At 66.9% G+C, this 18,803-nt stretch carries 19 protein-coding genes; 3 read left to right on the forward strand and 16 right to left on the reverse strand.

Annotated elements, in window-relative coordinates; all coding sequences use genetic code 11:
* Position 1 precedes the first annotated feature (1 nt).
* The 15 genes from FREUN1FDRAFT_RS00100 to FREUN1FDRAFT_RS00165 form a co-directional block, all read right to left on the reverse strand.
* Positions 2–1,225, reverse strand: a complete 1,224-nt coding sequence (locus FREUN1FDRAFT_RS00100; protein ID WP_035948326.1) for an ABC transporter substrate-binding protein — start codon at positions 1,223–1,225, stop codon at positions 2–4.
* 321 nt (positions 1,226–1,546) lie between these two features.
* Complete coding sequence (locus FREUN1FDRAFT_RS43280) at positions 1,547–1,963, reverse strand: acyclic terpene utilization AtuA family protein (RefSeq protein ID WP_157474172.1); 417 nt, start codon at positions 1,961–1,963, stop codon at positions 1,547–1,549.
* Between the two features lie 524 nt (positions 1,964–2,487).
* The gene (locus FREUN1FDRAFT_RS40825) at positions 2,488–4,077 is read right to left on the reverse strand and encodes an alpha/beta hydrolase fold domain-containing protein (protein ID WP_006537861.1); all 1,590 of its coding nucleotides are present in this window, start codon (positions 4,075–4,077) and stop codon (positions 2,488–2,490) included.
* A gap of 92 nt (positions 4,078–4,169) precedes the next feature.
* Positions 4,170–4,640, reverse strand: a complete 471-nt coding sequence (locus FREUN1FDRAFT_RS39310) for an SRPBCC family protein (protein WP_006537862.1) — start codon at positions 4,638–4,640, stop codon at positions 4,170–4,172.
* Positions 4,641–4,687: 47 nt separating this feature from the next.
* Positions 4,688–6,157, reverse strand: coding sequence for an NAD(P)/FAD-dependent oxidoreductase (locus FREUN1FDRAFT_RS00115; RefSeq protein WP_006537863.1), 1,470 nt, complete (start codon positions 6,155–6,157; stop codon positions 4,688–4,690).
* Positions 6,158–6,575: 418 nt separating this feature from the next.
* The gene (locus tag FREUN1FDRAFT_RS43285; RefSeq protein ID WP_157474163.1) at positions 6,576–6,716 is read right to left on the reverse strand and encodes a hypothetical protein; all 141 of its coding nucleotides are present in this window, start codon (positions 6,714–6,716) and stop codon (positions 6,576–6,578) included.
* Positions 6,717–6,868: 152 nt separating this feature from the next.
* The gene (locus tag FREUN1FDRAFT_RS00125) at positions 6,869–7,723 is read right to left on the reverse strand and encodes an SMP-30/gluconolactonase/LRE family protein (RefSeq protein ID WP_006537865.1); all 855 of its coding nucleotides are present in this window, start codon (positions 7,721–7,723) and stop codon (positions 6,869–6,871) included.
* Positions 7,724–7,786: 63 nt separating this feature from the next.
* On the reverse strand, positions 7,787–8,536 hold the full coding sequence (locus FREUN1FDRAFT_RS00130; protein WP_006537866.1) for an SDR family NAD(P)-dependent oxidoreductase: 750 nt from the start codon (positions 8,534–8,536) through the stop codon (positions 7,787–7,789).
* Between the two features lie 122 nt (positions 8,537–8,658).
* Positions 8,659–9,519, reverse strand: a complete 861-nt coding sequence (locus FREUN1FDRAFT_RS00135; protein WP_006537867.1) for a TIGR03619 family F420-dependent LLM class oxidoreductase — start codon at positions 9,517–9,519, stop codon at positions 8,659–8,661.
* 94 nt (positions 9,520–9,613) lie between these two features.
* Positions 9,614–10,525, reverse strand: a complete 912-nt coding sequence (locus FREUN1FDRAFT_RS00140; protein ID WP_006537868.1) for a mycofactocin-coupled SDR family oxidoreductase — start codon at positions 10,523–10,525, stop codon at positions 9,614–9,616.
* Positions 10,526–10,616: 91 nt separating this feature from the next.
* On the reverse strand, positions 10,617–11,726 hold the full coding sequence (locus FREUN1FDRAFT_RS00145; RefSeq protein WP_035948330.1) for a substrate-binding domain-containing protein: 1,110 nt from the start codon (positions 11,724–11,726) through the stop codon (positions 10,617–10,619).
* Positions 11,727–11,851: 125 nt separating this feature from the next.
* A complete protein-coding gene (locus FREUN1FDRAFT_RS00150) occupies positions 11,852–12,907 on the reverse strand; it encodes an ABC transporter permease (RefSeq protein WP_198144208.1) in 1,056 nt (351 codons plus the stop codon).
* A 46-nt stretch (positions 12,908–12,953) separates the two neighbouring features.
* The gene (locus FREUN1FDRAFT_RS00155; RefSeq protein ID WP_198144209.1) at positions 12,954–14,492 is read right to left on the reverse strand and encodes a sugar ABC transporter ATP-binding protein; all 1,539 of its coding nucleotides are present in this window, start codon (positions 14,490–14,492) and stop codon (positions 12,954–12,956) included.
* 198 nt (positions 14,493–14,690) lie between these two features.
* Positions 14,691–14,894: a hypothetical protein gene (locus FREUN1FDRAFT_RS44830; RefSeq protein WP_035948333.1), complete on the reverse strand. Its 204-nt coding sequence runs from the start codon at positions 14,892–14,894 to the stop codon at positions 14,691–14,693.
* Between the two features lie 50 nt (positions 14,895–14,944).
* On the reverse strand, positions 14,945–15,712 hold the full coding sequence (locus FREUN1FDRAFT_RS00165) for a cyclase family protein (RefSeq protein ID WP_006537873.1): 768 nt from the start codon (positions 15,710–15,712) through the stop codon (positions 14,945–14,947).
* An 88-nt stretch (positions 15,713–15,800) separates the two neighbouring features.
* Here FREUN1FDRAFT_RS00165 and FREUN1FDRAFT_RS00170 point away from each other — a divergent pair.
* Together FREUN1FDRAFT_RS00170 and FREUN1FDRAFT_RS00175 are read left to right on the forward strand one after the other, a co-directional pair.
* A protein-coding gene (locus FREUN1FDRAFT_RS00170) for an IS5 family transposase (RefSeq protein WP_369809761.1) occupies positions 15,801–16,699 on the forward strand; the annotation gives its coding sequence in 2 pieces (ribosomal slippage) (positions 15,801–16,170 and positions 16,170–16,699; 900 coding nt in all).
* 35 nt (positions 16,700–16,734) lie between these two features.
* Positions 16,735–17,025: a hypothetical protein gene (locus tag FREUN1FDRAFT_RS00175; protein WP_006537876.1), complete on the forward strand. Its 291-nt coding sequence runs from the start codon at positions 16,735–16,737 to the stop codon at positions 17,023–17,025.
* Between the two features lie 332 nt (positions 17,026–17,357).
* Here FREUN1FDRAFT_RS00175 and FREUN1FDRAFT_RS00180 read toward each other — a convergent pair whose 3' ends face one another.
* Positions 17,358–17,912 carry a nitronate monooxygenase family protein gene (locus tag FREUN1FDRAFT_RS00180; protein ID WP_083828430.1) on the reverse strand — a complete coding sequence of 185 codons (555 nt, stop codon included), beginning with the start codon at positions 17,910–17,912 and terminating at the stop codon, positions 17,358–17,360.
* Between FREUN1FDRAFT_RS00180 and FREUN1FDRAFT_RS00185 the strand changes: the two genes are divergently transcribed.
* Positions 17,886–18,782 (forward strand): enoyl-CoA hydratase/isomerase family protein, encoded by an 897-nt coding sequence (locus tag FREUN1FDRAFT_RS00185; RefSeq protein ID WP_006537879.1) that lies wholly within the window; start codon positions 17,886–17,888, stop codon positions 18,780–18,782. The genes FREUN1FDRAFT_RS00180 and FREUN1FDRAFT_RS00185 overlap by 27 nt on opposite strands.
* Positions 18,783–18,803 lie beyond the last annotated feature (21 nt).

Here is an 18,803-nt window from a genome sequence, read left to right on the forward strand (position 1 = left end):
GTCAGTGCCTCTCGCCGAAGGGGGCGATAGGGGTCTTGCTCGTGAGCTTGAGCTTGCCGTCGTCGACGACAGAGACGAAGCTGGCGTCGTTCGAGATGCGCTCGAAGTTCTTGGGTCCGACGAAGTTGGTCGGTGTCCACGGCGGCGTGCCGAACCCCAGATCGATATCGTGCGCCTGCTTGAAGGCTGCCAGCACTGTCTCGTTAGTAACCTCCGCGGGCTTGGCGGCGTTGACCACGTCGGCGATCGCCTTGACCGCCACCCAGGCGCGGAGCGTCTCGCCTCGGATTCTGTTCCGCGCGGCACCGCCGTTGCCCGCGTCCTCCTCGGCCTTCATGTCGCCGAGGAACTCCTGCATGTCGGGTGAGGCGGCGGAGTCGTCGGACAGGACGGGCAGAAAGCTGCTACCGATGATGTAGCTGTCGACCGCGGGACCCAGTTTGTTGATGGTATTCTGGTCGAGCCCGGACTCCGTTCCGCCCATCGTGAAGGTAGCGCCCTGCTGCTGCCGCGCCGTCAGCGCTGAGGCCAAGGCGGAGGCGCCGAATATGGTCGCCACGTAGTCGACGTCCGAATTCGTCAGCCGTTGGACGACAGGGGCCCAGTCCGACGTGGTGGGCGAGATCCTCAGGGCGTCGACCCACTCCAACCCTAAGGCCTCCGCGGCGGCTCGCACGGCGTCCTCGGCCCCTTGCAGGGAGGCCGCATCGCTGCGCACGAGGGTGACGCGCTTGGCGCCCTGCCTCTTGGCTTCCACGTAGGTCGCGATCAGCTGACCGACGGTTCCGGTATCGGTCATGAAGGTCGTCGGGTTGTCGAACTCGGCGGGGGTGAAGGGGATCGGACCGACCTGCGCGATTCCCGCGTCGCTCAAGATCTTTGCGGGGCCGTTCGTGGAAAGGGTAAAGTTGAACGCCGTAGCCACCACCTTGTCCTTCACGAAGTCGCGAGCGCAGGTGATACTGGCGTTCGGATCGTTCTTGTTGTTGCAGAAGTCGAGAACCACCTCGTGGCCCATGATGCCGCCGGCGGCGTTGATCGCCCGGACCGCGGCCCGGGCGCCGTCTAACGAGACCTGCGAATCGTAGATCGGGCTCCCGGTAGGCACTGTTAAGCCGATCTTGATCGGCGAACCGTCGGGCTTGGCTCCGTCAGCGGTCGAGCCACCGTCAGCGGAACCGCAGGCTGTCGCGCCGAGGAGCATGACGAGGGTGGCGAGGGCCACGCGCTCCGGCCGGAGCCGGGATAAGCGGGTGCGAGAAGGCATCTTCATCGTAGGTTCCTATCGTTCTCTGGACAGCATGATTTCTCTGGACAGCCGATGGTTGGCGCGCTCGCGGAAGCGCCGACGACCTCTGCGGATCGTGGCGTGGCGTCGCGTGGCCTACGACACTAACAGTCAGAGTTCTGGCTGAACACCACTTGGCATGTTATTTGGCCGATGATCGCATGCGGTTCACCGAGAGCGGTGCGGCAGCGGGCCTCGTGTCCGGCAGGCATCGACGCGGGTAGCCTGGCGCCGATCCGCCACCGCCGGCGCGCTCCGTCACCCAGGCGACTGCCGGCAGTGACGTCCTGCCAGGGGAGCGGGAGCGCTCAGCCGAGAAGTGCCTGACGAAATTGGTCGACCCGCATCGTGTAGTACCACTCCAGACCCGGTGTCAGGTCGGCAGAGCCAGGCATATCCGGAGGGTCGCCACCCAGAGCGCCGTTGTCTCCTCCGCAGTCGCCGACTCCAGGTGGATCCGGCCGGACCTGCCCAACCGCCGCTGCCGCTCAGATCCACATCGATCCGGGGCATGAGATCGTCCCCGGCAACGGCCGCGACGCGGATCCGGTCGCCGACACCGAGCTCGAGCACCCGCCGCGCACATCCGGACGGGTTCATCCTGCCCGCATTGCAGCGGATCGTGATGTCCCGTCCGAGGGCGTCACGGAGGCAATCGCACAGGATGGGGTCGATGTCTCATCGTGCACGGAAGAATGGGCTCTGGCTCACTTTCGGTGGTGACGGAGTGTGGTCCCTGGTGAGGCCTGACGGCGGAAGGCGGCCAATCCGCCCGGCGTGTGGCGACACGATGTGTCATGTCGGGATCGAATCGTCTGGTTGAGCTGGTGTTTTCGGGTCTCTCGCCGCTGGTCATCGAGGACGTGGTGGACGGGGTCTGTAAAGTTAGCGGCTCTGGTGCACATTCGGTGGTGACTAAACGTGAGTAGACGCCCCGGCGCCCACTTTGCCCTGTATCCATTGGATTTGAGCGCCCCGCGCCGGGGCTCGCCGGGACTTCGAATCGACGCCGAACTGCCCGGCTTGGCCGATTTGCCGACCGGCAGCACGCATCCGCCGACACTAACGCACGGTTACCACCGAATGTGACACAGAGCCGTTGCCTTTGCAGGCCCTAATGCTGATATAGTTCCCGATACGCAGGTGTCCGAGGAACGGGATACACCTCAGTGCAGGCACCAGGATGCTGATCACGGTCGTCAGATGTCGATCATGGCACGCAATCGGCGGGCGCGCGCATCCCTGGCCACGCTCGATGCGGGTGCCATGACATCGAAGGCGTGGTACGCGCCCGGGTAGACGTGGAACTCGGTCGTGACGCCGCTGGCGATCAGGCGGCGGGCGTAGTCGACGCTCTCAGTGACGAGGATGTCGAGCGCCCCGACTTCGAGGTACGTGGGCGGGAGACCCCGCAGCGACTCCGCCCGCGCTGGTACCGCGTGCCTCGGTGGAGTACTCCGATCGAGCGCCGGGCCGAGGTAATCGGCCCACGCGCTCGCGTTCGCCGAATGGCTCCACGTGCCCTGGGCAGCGTCCGCCGTCGTCGGTTCGACCGACGTCCGCTCGTCGAGCATCGGGTAGATCAGGACCTGCTTCGCGAGCGGGGGCACGTCCCCGTCGAGCGAGCGCAGGGCCAGGCTTGCAGCGAGGAGGCCCCCCGCACTGACCCCGTGGACACCGATCCGGTCGGACCGCAGGTGCAGGCGCGTGGCCTGCGCGGATAGCCACGTCAACGCGGCGGCACAGTCGTCCACAGCGCCCGGGAAGGGGACCTCGGGTGCGAGTCGGTAGTCGACGGAGAGGATCACGCACCCGGAGTCGGCCGCGAGGTTCGCCGCCGCGAGGTCCGAGGAGTCCAGATCTCCCACGCTCAGCCCGCCGCCGTGGAGGTAGAGCCAGGCGGGCAGGGCGGCGTCGGCGTACCCGGCCGGGAAGTACAGCCGCGTCCTCACCGCCGGCGAGCCCGGCACACCAGGAACGACCTGGTCCTGCACGGTGACCGTGGCCGGCATCGTGCGCGCCGCGGCGACGCGCCGGGCATGGGCGTGGAACGCCGCGCGACGTTCGTGCACGTCGACGATGCCCGCGATGCCAACGTCACCCACCGCCGCATGGTAGGCAGCGAGCGGCCCGCGGAGCTCGGGGTGAACCGAGGCGTCCGAACCAGACTCGGGCGAGAAGACCCGGTCCGCCCGATCGCTCTCAGCCGATGTCGACACGAGACGTCCTCGGCCGCGGTCACTCGCGGCGAACGCTCCGGGACCCAGCACCATCGCGGCGTACTCGCGGTGTCCGAGCGCGCGGAGCTTGCGCTCCCGGATCAGCCACCGCCCACCCACCTTCGCGAGTTCCCAGCGGTTGGACGACGCACCGATGACGTGCAAACCGCCGTCCCGGGAGATGATGCTCAGGGCGTAGCCGCTCGCGATGGCGGTGTTTCCCGTGACCGTCACCTCGACATTGTTGCCCTGCACGTGCATCACATTGCCGTACCAGCTCTTGTCCCAACGGCCCTCCGGGTCCGCGACGAAGTCGCGCAGACGGGCGCTGCCCTCCCACCGCTCCGACGACGCGTACTCGCCGTATGAGGACCCCATCGAGATGTCCAGCGCACCATCGGGCGTGAACAGGTCAACGAAGTCGTCGACGCTACCGAAGTCCGACATGTATCCGTACCTGGACAGGACGTACCGGATCTCCCGCTCGTCCTCCAGCTCGCCGATCCGTCGTTCCAGGCGCGCGAGCCGGTCCTCGTCCCGGCCGATGCCAGCCGTCTCGGCGTCAGTCATGTGGTCCTACCTCTCGTGAGATGCCGGACATGGGTCGCGGCGGACGGCGATCGCACAGCGGGTCGCGCCACCGAGGTGCGTCTCGGGTCGGATCAGGACGCGGAGCCGGACACCGCGTCCCGGAGGTTCTCGACGCGACCCGCGTAGTACGTCCGGAACCCGTCCACCAACTCAGCTGCTCCGGGTAGATCCGGCACGGTCGTGAGCCAGGACACGGCGGTCTCCCCGTCCGCCGTCCGATCAAGCTGAATGCGGCCGGTCAGCCCGATGGTCTGCGGCCGGCCCACGACGACGCTGTACTGGACGGCGTGCCTGGCGTCATCCAGTTCGTCCAGCCGCTCGACGACCTCTCGATCACCAAGCTGGACCACGCGCAGCGCTCCGACCCCGGAACCCTGGACCTTGCAGCTGGTGACCGAGGGATGCCACGCCATGATGCCTGCAAAGTCACGCACGAGCTGCCATACGCGCTCGATCGGCGCGGCCAGGATCCCGGTGGTCGTGAAGCTCGTGAGCGCACGGGGACGACCCTGCTGCTCGTCGAACGGGTTCGGCTGGTCCATCTCATCCACCTCCACGTCCACGCCCCATCTCGATCGAGAGCCCCCGATCACCGTTCGATGGACGCAGGCCGGCGTAGCAGTTTGAGCAGCAGCGAGAACACCACGAGACCGTCCCGCCACTGCGTGACGATTTGACCCTTCGGGCCCTTGAAGTAGTTGTTCCCCTGCGCCCAGGCGGTCCTGCTGAGGCGCCGTTGCAGCACCTTGTTGTACCGGTCGGTCCACGAGGACTTGACCTCGATGGACTTGACCCCGGTCCGAAGCATCCGCTTCAGGTTGGCGACGACGTATGCCGCCTGACGCTCGTGCACGTAGGTGATCGGTGCGGCGCCGTTGGTGTTCGGGCCGTACAGGAGGTACAAGTTCGGGAACTCGGGCACAGTGGTGCCCAGGAATGCGAAGGCGCCGTCACGCCACTTCTCGTGGAGGTCCCGGCCGCCCCGGCCGTACACGCGCAGAGACGAGAGGTAGTCGCTGGCCTTATAGCCGATCGCCGTGATGATCACGTCGACCTCACGTTCGTACCCGGTGCTGTCGACAATCCCCGTCGCGGTGACGCCGCTGACCTCGTGCGGCACGAGCTCGACGTTAGTGCGCTTCAGCGTCGGATAGAAGACGTCCGTGAGGATCCGGCGCTTGCCCGAAAACGGATACTGAGGGGTCAGCGCAGCCTTCAGGTCGGGACGGTCTGCGAAGACCTCGTCCAGGTAGGCCAACGCGCGGTCCCTACCGGCCAGGTTCCGCTTGCTGTTCACCTGGAAGACCGGGTGATACAAGTAGGCCCACTCGTTCTTCGCCATGAGTTTCAGCTTGCGCCCGAGCCGCTTGGACCGTTTGCTCAGCTCCCGTAACTCGGCCTCACTGAAGTCGCGGTCGTGCTTAGGCAGCACCCAGCCAGGCTCACGCTGGAAGACGTAGAGCTGCTTGACCTCGTCGGCGATGGACGGGACGATCTGGGCCGCCGAGGCGCCGACACCTACGACAGCCACGCGCCTGCCGGACAGGTCCACGTCCTTGGGCCACTTCTGGGTGTGGAACATCCGACCCTGGAACGTCGCGGCGCCTGGCCACGGCGGAGGCTTCGGATCGCTCAACATGCCGACGGCCGACACCACTACATCGCACTCCAGACGTTCGCCGTCGGCGGTCCTCACCGTGTACGTGCAGGTCTGGTCGTCCCAGCGGATCTCCTCCACGCGAACGCCGAACCGGAAGCGCTCCCGAACGTGGTAGATATCGAGCGTCTCCTCGATGTAATCTAATAATTCGGGCTGCTTCGCGTGCGTCCGCGTGAACACGTGATCCCGGTAAGGCAGCGAGTAGATGGCGGAGTCGACGTCGACCTCGCAACCGGGATAGTCGTTGACCCGCCAGGTACCACCGGCTCCTTCCTCCGCCTCAAGGACGACGAAGTCGTGGAACCCCGCCTTGGTGAGCTTGACGGCCATCGTCACTCCGCCGAGGCCCGCTCCGACGACGACAACCCGCGGGGGCGGGGACGATACCTTGACGCCCATGGCACCTCACCTTCGTTGGTCCGCAGCCGATGGAAGAGTGGCACCGGTTGGCACGTCCCGGTGATCTGACCAATGAGTGCTCGCGGCACGGCGAGCGGCTAGTGATCGGCCACCCATGGACTCCGACGTGCACATCTTTGCATGCGATTTGCCATACACGCAAGGCATCGAGACGGTGCGCCAAGCGAGCGACGCGCCTATGACTGCCCGTGACGGCGCAGGCCTGAATCACCGGCCCTGACCCGTCTCACGGTCGCCCAGGCTGGCTCAGGAGGACGAGGCCGGAGAAGAATCAGGCGGCAGCCGCCGATCGACCCGCTCCCACCGACATCCCGCGTCGGAGCCCGTCACCACCTCCCCGGGTGAAGCGATAGGCATGGTCATCGGTGTTTCGGCAGTATTCATCGTGGCACCGGCGTCAGGCGCCGACAGCGCCGTCCACATCGTGCAGGTGATCGACGTCAGGCGGCGGCGCGAAGTCGAACTCGGTTCGCCGGAACTCCGACGCCTTGAGCTTCACACTGATGTCCGCGCTCACCAGCCCCAACTCGATCGCCATGATCATGACCGCGAACGGTCGCGAGTGGAACCGGGACTGCTGAATGCCGCCGGTGAAGGCCCAGAGCCTCGGGTTCCGGCAGGCCGGAAGCTCGTGCGGATGAAGTGGGGACGCCAGCCGGTGATCACGCGTTGTGGCTCGGGTTGGCCGCGTCACGGCCAGCCGGCGCCGGGAACATCGACCTCGAGATACTCGATGAACCCCTTAGCCTCTCCCCGCGCGAGCTGCTCCTTCGAGGTCTCGGCCGTGCATAGGAAGAGCGTCGTCCGGTTCGGGCCGCCGAGTGCCGGCGCGATGCCGCACTTGTCCAGCTGGATGTGGTCCAGGACCTTGCCGCCCTCAGCCACGCGGAAGAACTCGTGGGTGTAGACCGATCCGAACCAGACAGCACCCTCCGCGTCCAGACAGATGCCGTCCGGCGTGGCTCCCGGCACCCGCGCCCAGACCCGCGAGTTGCTCAGCGTGCCGTCCTCCGCGATGTCGAACGCTGTGAGGTGATCGGAGTCCAACTCCGCGATGATCAACGTGCTGTAGTCCGGAGTGACGATGATGCCGTTGGCGCCGGCGATGCCGTCCGCCACCTCGAGCGCGGTGCCATCCGGCCTGACGAGCAGGATGCCGGTCGAGTCGTGGTTAGGTCCCGCCCCGTAGCTGCCGATATACGCGTTCCCCCGGCCGTCGACGGCCATGTCGTTGATGAGGCAGCCCCAGTAGTTCGTCCCATCAGCGTACGAGGACAGATCAGCTAATACGCCTAGGCTTCCGTCATCGGACAGGGCGAGCAGTTGACCGTCGAGCATCGAGGTGACCAGGAGCTGGTCACCCCGGAATCCCAGACCGGACGGCCAGTTCGGAACGTCGGCCACCGTCGTCAGCACGCCCGCGCCGTCGCAGGTCACCACGCGCTTCCCGTAGATGTCCGAGACGTAGAGCTTGTCGCCATGCCACCGCGGGCCCTCCGGCATCACCAGACCGCTGGCCAGCACGGTGCTCTTCAATTCGCTCACGTTTCCTCCTCCTCAGTGTTTCTCTCGACGAACTTCATGGGCAATCCCTGGGCGTGCCCGCCGCTACTGTGCCGTGAAGCCACCATCGATGATCAGCATGGAGCCGGTGACGTAGGACGAGCGATCCGAGCACAGCCAGAGGGCGCCGTTGGCGATCTCGAGGGGACGCGCGAGCCGCCGCATGGGGATCTGTGTCTCGATCTCGTCCCGCACCGACTTCGGGATCCCGGCCAGGATCGGAGTCTCGGTCACGCCCGGCACCAGCGTGTTGACGCGGATCCCCTTGTCGGCGTAGTCCAGTGCCGCCGCCTTGGACAGGCCCACGACGCCGTGCTTCGCCGCCACGTACGACGGATTCCAGCGAGTACCGACTACGCCCGATCCCGATGAGACATTGACGATCGAACCGCCCGTCTCTCCCATCTGCAGGATCTCATATTTCACCGACAGGAACAGTCCCCTCAGGTCGACGGACAGGATCTCGTCGAATGTCTGGACGTCGACGTCCCCGGTACGGTTCCGAGCACCTTGGACCGTCACCGCAGCACAGTTGACCGCACAGTCCAGTCGACCTGCTTCGGAGCCGACCTGGGCCAGGCCATCTCTCACCGAAGCCTCATCGGTGACGTCGACCCGTACGAATGTGACACTGAGCCCCAACGCCCGGATCTCGGTCTCGGCGAGCTTTCCTGCCTCCTCGTTGATGTCTGCGACGTAGACGTTCGCGCCCTCGCGCGCAAACAATTCAGCGACCGCCCGGCCGATACCAGTGGCGGCACCCGTCAGGAATGCACTCTTACCTTCTAGTTCCATCGTCGACCCTCCACACTCGTCATTAGTGCCACGCCTGCGAGTTCCCGCCCGGCAGAGTTCCGACGGCCTCCGTCATGTCGCACACGAGCAGGCAGCCTGAGCCCGGCAAGCACGCGACAGCGTCAAAAGAATTCGGCAGCGAATCCCCTCATCATGTCGAGCCCCTCCGCCGCAGACGTCGACACCGGGCAAAAGATGATCTCGTCCAACCCCAACGCCTCATAGTTGGACATGCGGTCTTTGTGCGGACGCACCAGGTCGATGTCCGTGGCGCCCAGCTGCATGTACAGGTCTGATACCTGCCGCCCCCGGTCCGCCATCGGCTTCGCAAGTCGCTCCAAGAACCCGCTGAACTCTTCCGGCGTCTTCCAGTTGATATAGAACCCGTCGCCGTACCTGGCGATGCGCCTGAGTGCCGGCGGGGAATCACCACCGATGAGGATCGGAGGATGAGGTCGTTGGGTGGGAGGCGGGCTGAGGTAGCCACCAGGGAAGTCGATGAACTCACCACGGTGGCCCTCGCCGTTTCCCGACCAGAGCAGCTTCATCACCTGAAGGTACTCGTCAGCACGTTGCCCTCGGTCCGAGAAGGCGACGCCGAGCGCTCCGAATTCTTCCCGCATCCAGCCGACCCCGGCGCCGTAGGAGAGCCGGCCGCCGCTGATGAAATCCAGAGTGGCCACAGCCTGCGCCTGCTGGATGGGGGGCCGGTACGGCACCACCGCGACGCCCGTACCCAGGCGAATAGTCTGGGTACGGGCGGCGATAGCGGCCAGTACAACGAAGGAGTCGTACCAGTGCACGTCGGACTGGAGTGTGCCCGCGGGGTACGTCGACTCATCGAAGGACCGTGGCTGCAGGACGTGATCCGACGCCACGATCGAGTAGTATCCGACCTTTTCGGCTTCCTGGGCCAGACGCACGACATCCTGGGCGCCGGGCGATGGGCCGAGCATGTGGGTGAAGCATAATCCGTACTTCATTGCGCTCTTCCCGCCCGGCGGCTGCTAGGGCCCCGTTCTGAGCTCCGGAGCGGGCTCGGCCGCCGGCGATGAGGCGGCCGACGGCTCACCAGGCTCACAAGGGCTCCGCGAGGATCTGCCGCTCGTCGAGTTGTGCGGCCAGGGACCCGAGGCGTTCGGCGGCGGTCGGCGGGACACCAGGAGGCTGGGCCAGCGTTCCCCCGTCGACCGGCATGGCGATCCCCGTCACGTGACGCGACTCGTCGGACGCCAAGAACAGCACGGCCTGCGAGATGTCGTCGGGCTCCATCCACGGGATCGGCAGGAGAAAGGTCGCCTGGGAAGGGAACCTAACGTCCTCGATCGTTCCGCCCGGACCGCCCTTGAACGCATCGAGCACGTCCTGGTTGAACAGCATCGGTGTCGCCGTGCTGCCCGGCAGGACAGCGTTGACACGGACCGAGTGCGGCGCCACCTCGGACGCCAGCGCACCCATCAGCCCTACCAGCCCGGCCTTCGCCGCGCTGTATGCCGACAATGCGAACTGAGGTCGCGCGGCAGCGACCGAAGCGGTGAAGATGACCGACCCCGATCGCTGCTCGACCATGTGCGGTAAGACCGCCTTCACCGTGCGCCACCCCGCCGCCAGGTTGTTCTCGATCACCATGTCGAAGAACTCGTCCGACATCTGGTCCCAGAGGCTGACCGGCCCGATACCGTGGTTGACCGACAGCGCGTCGATCTTGCCGAATTCCGCGATGGCAGTGTCGACGGCCGCCTTCATCTCACCTGACCGGCGGGAGTCCGCCTTGATCGCTAGACACCGGCGACCGAGAGCGTCGACCAACCGCCGCGTCTCGTCGAGGTCCTCGCGGGTCGCGTTGTACGGCGCGACCTGCGGAATCGGCTCACAGATGTCGGTGACCACGACATCTGCGCCCTCCTTCGCCAGCAGCAGGGCGTGCGACCGGCCCTGCCCCCGCGCCCCTCCCGTGATGAAAGCGACCTTGCCATCCATGCATCCCATGTCTGCATCCCTTTCTCGACGTGTCGTCTTCGCGCAATTAGATGGGCTGCATCCCGGCCGACCGATGGATCACCTATGACACCCCCTGGGCCTAGGAGACCTGCCAGAGCGCCTCGTACTGCTCCTTGAAGTTGGTGGGGTCCCAACCGGTCACGCCCTTCGGCACGCTGTTCGTCGTCCAGAGCCGCATGTACATGTCACCGTGTGACTTCTGGTCGACGTCCATTCCCACGCTCTGCCGAGCGATCTGGTCAATCAGCAGCCAGGTTCGGTCCTCGTCGGGGGGTAGGACGCCGGCCGCGTAGCCGCCCTTGGCGATGATCTGCACGGATGCGGAGGTGGGAGTGCAGATAAAGATCTGGACATCGGCCAGCCCGGCGGCCTTGAGGGCCTCGGGCAGGCCGCTGACCAGGGCGTCGAAGCTCGCCACGACGTATTTGATCTTGGGGTTCTGGCGGATCGCCGCGACCGTGCCAGAGGCCACGTCCCCGCCCAGATCCGCGGCGGAGATGTCCCGGGTCGCGAGGGAGCATCCACTGCAGTTGTCGGCGACGAACTTCTTCATCTGGGCATCAAGGGGCGTCAGCAGGGGGTAGTCCGGCGCGTTCACGAACAGCGCGCTGCCGGATCCCTTGCTGTCGACGATCATCTTGTCCAGGAGCCGGAGGTTCGCCACCTGGGTGGTGTTGGCCTGGGTGTTGCCGTAGACGCCGTTCGTCGCACCGCCCGGCTCGCCCACGCCAGCCGCGAGGAAGACCGGCACTCCCGCCTTCTTGGCTGCCTCGAGACCCGGTCCCATCCCCGGGATGCTGCCGGAGTTCACGGCGATGTAGTTGGCGCCCTGACTGACGGCACGGATCATCGCGTTCGGCACCGACTGCGGGTCGCTCGCGTCGACCGCGAGGACAGTGCCCTTCCAGCCCAGCGCCTTGGTCGCCTCAACGAACGGCGCGTCCAGTTCCGCGGCGATGGGCAGGTTGTAGTGGATGTAGTAGACGCTCTTGCCGGCGTCAGGCTTACGCGTGAGCGGCGTGCTCACCTCGATCTTGTCGACCGGGTTCAGGTACGGCTCGAGACGCCTCTGCGCCGCCGCGACCGCCGCGGCGTCCCCAGTTCCGGATGATCCGCTGCCGGTGGACGTGACGTCCGACGAGGAACTGCTGCACGCGGTGAGGACGCACACGGCGAGGCCGAGGGACACTGCACCGAGTCCGCGCGCTCCCGGAGTGCCTCGGCGTATGCGCGTGAATAACGCGAACATAGTGGTAGCTCCCAACGAATGTAGGTGTCGAACAGCCGATGGTTCGTCGGCACCGGACGCGAGGCTCAGCGGCGGGACACCTCGGAGTCGGGGGTGGTCGCGGCCACGTCTTCGGTCAGTGGGCTCACGCTCGTGGTCTTCTCATCCACTGGGACCTCCGCGCGATTTACCGGATCCTCGGCGCGATCCACTGAGACCTCGGCGCGCTGCGCCTGCCGGATGCCCTGCTGCCGGCTGAACATGACCGCGGCGACCAAGGCCACACCGTTGAACAGCGGCGTGATCCAGAACCCTCCGGAGGAGGAGGACAGTTGCAGCCCCTGCACTCCCAGCGCGAGTGTGAAGATCGCCAGTAGCGTGCCCCACACGTTGGGCCGGAAGTTGAACTGCGTGGCGCCCAGGAACACGGCGGCAAACGCGGGGAAGAGCAACGGCGCACCGATGGAGTTGGAGAACGTGCCGACCTGACCGACGTAGACCACGCCGGCGACCCCGGCGATCAGTCCGGAGGCGACGAAGGAACCGATCACCACCGGTCTGGTGCGCACTCCCGACAGCCGGGCGGCCTCACGGTTGAACCCGGCGGCGTACAGATGCCTGCCCAGCTTGGTGAACTGGAGGATGTACCAGACCACCAGGGCCAGGCCCAGGGCCACGAACACGCCGTTGGGGAGACCGAGGCTCCGGCCCTGCCCCAGGTTCATAAAGGCGTGCGGCAGTGACGCCAGCACCTGCTGGTTGTTGGAGATCTTCAACGCGACCGCCACGATGACCTGACTAGTGGCGAGCGTCGCGATGAAGGAGTTGATGCCGAACCGGCCCACCAACAGCCCGTTGCACAGCCCCACAAACCCGCAGACCAGCACCGCGATCAGGCACATGGGGATGACCCCCACACCGGGGTGGGAGTTGCTCAGCGACGTGATGATGATGACCGACAACGCCATGTTGGAACCGACCGTGATGTCGAACTCCCCCGCGACGAACGGCAGCAGCGCGCCGACCGCCAGGATTCCCACGACCGCTTGACTCGAGGCCACGCTCTGCAGGGTGATCGAGGACAGGAATAGGTCGGGAATGGTGATGCTGAACACCGCGAAGATGACGACCAGCAGGTACACCACGCTGATCCGGCGTGGACTTAACATCCCAAGCAGACCTGTCCTGTCACGCATTCGAACTCTCCCTGTACAGGCCCGCGCTGTCGGCGGTGGTCGATTCAACTACGGTTGGCCGCAGTAGTTCCTCTTCGAGGTGCTCCACAGTCAGTGCCGCACCGGTCAGCTCGGCACCGACCACTCCCCGCCGCACCACCACCACTCGAGTGGAGACCTGGATCAGGTCCTCAAGGTCCGAGGAACACACGATCACCGTCGCGCCGCCGGCGGCGGCCTCCTCGATAAGATCGTGAATGGCTGCCCTGGCACCGATGTCGACGCCCTGCGTCGGCTCGTCCAGCACCAGAACCTTCGGTTTGGTCCGTAACAGTCGACCCAGCACAACCTTCTGCTGGTTCCCCCCGGAGAACTGCAGGATCGCCCGCTCCTCATCGCGAGGCCGGACATCCAACGTCTCGATCCAGGTCCGCGCCTCCTTGCGCTCCAGACGCCGGCTCAGCCGCCGCCGCCGGGACACCGAACGCAGATCGGCGATCGTCAGATTCTCCCGCAAGGTCGCCGCACCCAGCAACGCATCCCGTCGACGCTCCGCGGGCGCGTAGGCCAACCCCCGAGCGAGCGCGTCGCGGGGATCACCGGGCTTGAGCGGATGACCATCGATCGCCACCTGTCCCGACACGTCAGTCTGACCGCCCACCGCGCCCGCGAGGTTCTCGCGCCCAGACCCGGTTAGTCCTGCGACGCCCACAACTTCACCGCACCGCGCCTCCAGACTCAATCCGTGCAGGTTCACGCCATGAACTCTGTCGACCGTGAGCCGCGGCACCGGACCATCACCTGCGTCCTCGGTGCGGGACGGGCCGGCCACCGGAGCCCGCGGAGCCAACGGGCGCCCGAGCATCAACTCCACCAGCCGATCGTGAGACAACTCCTTCGAGGAGGTGGTGGCCGCCAGCCGGCCATCGCGCAACACCGTCACGGAGTCCGCCAGCCCCATCACCTCGTCCAGGTGATGGCTGATGAACAACACCGATCCACTCCCACGGACCAACCGCCGTAACGCGGCGAACAGCAACTCCGCATCGGGCCCCGGTAGGGACGCCGTGGGCTCATCGAGGATCAGCAGCGCGGGAGGCCTTTCCCCGTGGAGGGCACGCACGATCGCGACCACCGTGCGCTGCGCCGCCGACAATGACGACACCTGCGCGCCGGGATCAATCTCGTATCCGAAATCGGCCAGCGCCCGCGCCGTACGAGAACGCTCCGCGCCAGCCGACAGCGGCCGCACCCACCCCGCTCGGGGGGACATGAAGAAGTTCTCCGCAACCGTCATGTGCTCGACGAGACCGAGGTCTTGGTGCACGAACCTCAACCCGGCAGCATGCGCCGCCGTCATCGACCCCAGTTGGAACGGCCGATCCCCTACGAACGCCTCGCAGCCCTCATCCGGCACGTGGTAACCACCGAGCAATTTCACCACCGTCGACTTGCCGGACCCGTTCTGCCCGACCAGCGCGTGGATCTCACCCATCCTGACCGTCAGGTCGACCGAGTCCAACGCCAACTGGGCGCCGAAGGTCTTGCTCACCGACCGGAGCGCCAGCGCCGCTCTCGCTCCCGACACAGGGCTGCTCACCGACCCACATCCGTGAACCGGCTCGAAGGCCACCAGAGGCTCATGGGCACCACGTCACCCTCTCCGTACTACCGTCACCCCGCACGAACGTGTCTCGTGTCACAGGTTCCTTGCATGCAGGATCGTTGTCAAGGATGCATGCCATTTTGCTCATTCAAGGACGAAGCAGGCAGCGAAGCCGCCGACCGCCCGCGGGTGATCCGCGACCGGGTCGCCGACCTTGCCGGGCACCAGGCAACGACAGAGAACTGTTGTGGCTGTGCGCGTCAGGATGCGGGCGACCGGGAGGGCGTGCAGCGCCGCACGCAGCGTCCGGCTCACCTTCAGTCGCTCCGAGATGATCCGCTGGTCCACTCGCTGCGGCGACCGCTCTTTGTATGGATCAACCGGCACAAAGCCCTTGACTACTTCAGTGCCACCGGATTGACCGGCGAGCCCACGGCGCCGGTGATCAGGAGGGGCTGGGCCACCAGCATGAACTCGTACACGCGGTCCTCGTGGCAATCGCGACCGAGAGCCTCGAGGTCCCAGATCTCGCCGAGCATCATCCCCATGTCACGCAGCGCGAGCATGTGGAAGGGCAGGAACACCCCCGGGAACTCTTGGACCGGGGTCTCGACGGCGAAATTGTCCGCCGCGATCGCCGCGACGCTCCGCTCGTGCAGCCACTCCGCGCAGCGCCAGCTGATGCCCGGCGACGTGGGACCCCATGTCGCGGTATCGCGCGTCTCCAGCCACCGCTGCCACCAGCCCATGCGGACCAGGACGATGTCGCCCTCACCCACCTCCACGCCCTGCGCCCGCGCCGTCGCTTCCAGCTCCTCGGGCTCAATGATCGACAATGGCTCGAGGTATCGCACGCCACGGTGGCGCGCGACATCGAGCAGGACCCCACGACCCACAACCGCGCCGGTGGCGGCGACCTTGTCGATGCCGTCCCGCGCCGCTCCGAAACTGGTGATCGAGTCCGCGGGGAACCCGTTGTACAACTGGTTCTCGTAGTACCCGTGGGACAAGGCATCCCACTGGGTCGCCGCCTGCAGCGGCATGATGATGAAGTCGTCGGTGAAGCGGAAAGGACTGCGCCAGACCTGCCCCACACGATGCTCCGTCGGGCCTCCCCAGTCGCCCAGCCGCCGGGTCATCTCGTCGTCACCGCCGTCCAACGACATCAGGTGGATCGGGTTCCGACGGTAACCACTAGGGCCTGTTTCAGAACCCCGGTTTCCTAGTGGATCACCGCCGTGATGATGATCCGCTGTGGGCCGTGGGGATCTTTCGGATGAGCAGTGGGCGGTGCTGGGACCGTTGCTGCCGGTGGCGGGGCGGGGACGTCCGGCCGGGTGCCGGCGCAGGTTGATCGACGGGATCCGGTGGCGGATCCGCACAGGCGCACCGTGGCGGGACCTCCCCGCGGAGTACGGGCCGTGGCAGACGGTCTACGGCCTGTTCCGCCGCTGGCAGCGCGAAGGGGTCTGGGCGCGGATTGTGACCCGTTTACAGGCCCGCGCGGACGCGGCCGGTCTGATCGTCTGGGACGTCAACGTCGACTCCACGGTCTGCCGGGCCCACCAGCACGCCGCCGGCGCCCGCCGCGACGGTGACACGCAGAAGGAACACCCGGCGGCGTGACCGCCGAACCGGCGGACCACGCGCTCGGCCGGTCCCGCGGCGGACTGACCAGCAAGATCCACCTGGCGGTCGAGCAGGGACAGAAACCCCTGTCGGTGCTGGTCACGGCCGGGCAGCGCGGTGACAGCCCTCAGTTCACCGTCGTCCTCGACCGGATCCGGGTACCCCGCCAGGGTCCCGGACGTCCCCGGACCCGGCCCGCGCGGGTCCGCGCGGACAAGGCCTACTCGTCCCGCGCGAACCGGGCCTGGCTACGCGCCCACAAGATCGCCGCGACGATCCCGGAGCCCGCCGACCAGATCGCGAACCGGAAACGACGTGGCCGGGCCGGTGGACGTCCGCCCCGGTTCGACCGGGAGGACTACAAGGCCCGGCACGCCGTCGAGTGTGGGATCAACCGGCTCAAACGCCACCGTGCCGTGGCCACCAGGTTCGACAAACTCGCGGTCCGTTACGAGGCCACGATCCACCTCGCCGTGATCGGCGAATGGCTCCGGCCGCTGGCCGGGACCGGACTGTCATGCTGAACCCGTAACCGTCAGCGAGCCGGAGAGGCAGGGGCATGGTCGCCGAGCGTTACTGCGCCGACAGCGAGAACGGCGACCACGTCGACGACCCGTCGGCACGGGTCCTGACCAGGCTGATCGCGTCCCTGGACCTGGCCGGGAACACGTTCGTCGTGATCCAGCCCGACACCGACGACCCGGCCTGGTTCACCTCCGCGGTCCTGCTCGACTCCGTCACCTACGAAGTCGAACGCCACGACCACCGCACCGGTGAACAGGCCAAGACCACCATGACCAACCCCGCGGCCATCGCCCACGACCTCACGGCCTGGATGACCAGCCGCTAACCCGCCGACCAGCTCAAACCACTTCTAAAACAGGCCCAGCCCCCTGGGGACCGTAGGAGTCCAGCGGCACACTGAGCGAGAACATCTTTCCCTGCCGGATCAGGGTCCCGGCGCGTGCCACGGAAGCCGGCGAGATATGATTCAGCGTCCCCAGCTCGTCCTCGCTGCCCCACCTGCCCCAGTTGCACACCCGGCGAGCAGCCGCACGCACCTCGCCCGGGACCCCAATACGGTCCGCATCCGCCAGCGCATCCACGACACCATCAGGCATCAATGTGCCTCCCCTTCCATCGTCGCGCGCTCGCTCGGATCGGCCCGCAGCCCCCGCGCCGTTACGTGGGCGTCACCATCTCGCGCAGCCGGGTGGAGATGATGCTCTCGGCCTGACTGACAATCCGGTGGACCAGCTCTGCCACGCTCAGTACGTCGTCGATCAGCGACTGCGACAGACCGACCGTCCACACCCCGGCGTCCAGGTCGCCCGTCTCGAAAACGGTGCGGCCCCGTGCTCCGGCAACAAGCGGCTGGATGTCGGCGAATGCGCAACCGGCGCGGAGACGGCTGAGGACCTCGTCGCTGACGATGTTGCGGGCGCCCCGGGAGGTGTTGTTGACCTGTCGCATGATCAGGTTGGTGTCCAGCTCTGTCGCCTCGACGATCCGGCGCTTCACATAGCTGTGAACCGGCGCTTCCTGCGAAGCCAGGAATCGTGTTCCCATGCTGACGCCGTCCGCGCCGAGCGCGAGCGCGGCGGCCAGGCCTGCGCCGGTGGCGATCCCACCACACGCTATGACGGGGACGGAGACGGCGGCGACGGTCGCGGGGATCAACACGAGAGCCGGGACGTCGTCCTCGCCCGGATGCCCGGCGCACTCGAAGCCGTCGATGCTGACGGCGTCGACCCCCGCCCTCCCGAGCGGCGCAACGCCACGAGCGCCGAGTTAATGGCCGACCTCAACGAGGCCCTGCCGCTGCCGTCGGACGAGTCGATCCGCGCGGCGGTCCTGACCGGCAACGGTCCGTCCTTCAGCGCCGGCGGCGACCTCAAGGCGGCGCGGCTGCCCATCGAACCGGGATCACGCCGCATGCGTGAGGTCTTCAACCCGGTCGTCGCCCGACTGGCTGCGCTGCCGCTGCCGGCCGTCGCGGCCGTCAACGGTCCGGCGCTCGGTGCGGGACTGTCCCTGGCGCTCGCGGCGGACCTCCGGGTTGCGTCGACGCGAGCGATGTTCTCCGCAGGCTTCGTCAACGTCGGGCTGGCGCCTGACACCGGCGCGAGCTTTTTCCTGCCGCGACTGGTCGGCCACGGCCGTGCATTCCAGATCCTGGCGACGGGACGGAAGGTGGGGGCGGAGGAGGCGCTGGCCATCGGCTTGGTCAACCGGGTCGTCGAGCACGAGGCGCTGATGACGGAGGCGGTCGAGCTCGCCGAACTGCTGAGCGCGAAGCCCGGGATCGCGGTGCAGGCGGTGAAGGAGCTACTTGAGGCAGCCGGCCACAACAGCCTGGCCGGGCAGTTCGAGGCGGAAGCCAGGATGTACGACCGGGCGTCGACGCATCCGGGGCGGATCGCGGCCAGGAAGGCCATGGTCGCGAAGCTGACGAGCGGGCGGCCCGGGCCCCAGGCCGCTGAGGCCCCTCCCGGCTCCGGGATGACGCCCCCAGCCGTCATCCCGGAGCCGGCGCCGGCCCGACGGCCGACGCGAGGCCACCCGCGCCGCCCATTTTGCATGCCCGATCCGGTACGGTCATCGTGAGTGCACAGAGGAGGTCGGGTC

The organism is Parafrankia sp. EUN1f (assembly GCF_000177675.1).
In the GTDB taxonomy this organism is placed as follows: domain Bacteria; phylum Actinomycetota; class Actinomycetes; order Frankiales; family Frankiaceae; genus Parafrankia.